This is a genomic window from Methanoculleus sp. MH98A, assembly GCF_000691865.1.
Taxonomy (GTDB): domain Archaea; phylum Halobacteriota; class Methanomicrobia; order Methanomicrobiales; family Methanoculleaceae; genus Methanoculleus.
The window spans coordinates 1-680 of the sequence record NZ_JMIO01000281.1 but is presented as its reverse complement, the minus strand read 5'-3'; the positions used below and the strand labels follow the sequence as shown (position 1 = coordinate 680).

The window sequence follows — 680 nt, the reverse complement described above, 5'->3', positions numbered from 1 at the left end:
GATATACAGTTGTAAAGAGTGCTAAACTATTGACCCTCATTTTGTTCTCCCATAAGGCATTGCGTTTCACTGAAATGAAAAGGGGCATTCACTATTCATAATCACCAATATGGTTCATTTTTACTAACTCATTTTTGCATACATCTTTTAAAAGAGCTCTCCCCATTATTTTATGTATATCTTTCTGTTCAAAATCACTCTTTACGGGATGTACTTTGAATGATATGCAAGTATCAGTTATTATGGTTCCTTTAACAAGATCTTTGGAATAGACCATTTTTTTCTCCCTTTTCCGATACAGATCCTCAGACTGATTAGATTTGACCAGGAACTGATCTCCCATTACCCTTATTGTGGTGTCAATACTTGTACGTAATTTCAATACGTCAGCTGAGTCAACAGCAGCTTGATAGTCCACTCGGATCTCACCTTTTTTTAACGTGATGTGTTTTTCGAATATTCTTGCACCTAAAGCGTATGCTAATTGAATCATTAAGTCGCCATTTCCATCATAGACCGTGTGATCAGCGTAACCAATAACGAAACTAGGGTAAATAGCCTTTAACTTCGCTATTTTAGATAAATTAACATCATGTGGATCCGTAGGGAAATTTTGCATTCCATACATAATTATAGGAATATTCTCTGGCAAAATAAAATTGAGCGCATATTCTATCTCA

1 protein-coding gene is annotated in these 680 nt (G+C 35.3%); it reads right to left on the bottom strand.

The features are described from left to right. Window positions 1-91 precede the first annotated feature (91 nt). A partial coding sequence (locus tag EI28_RS12980; protein ID WP_048115506.1) for an N-acetylneuraminate synthase family protein occupies window positions 92-680 on the bottom strand: 589 nt, incomplete at its 5' end.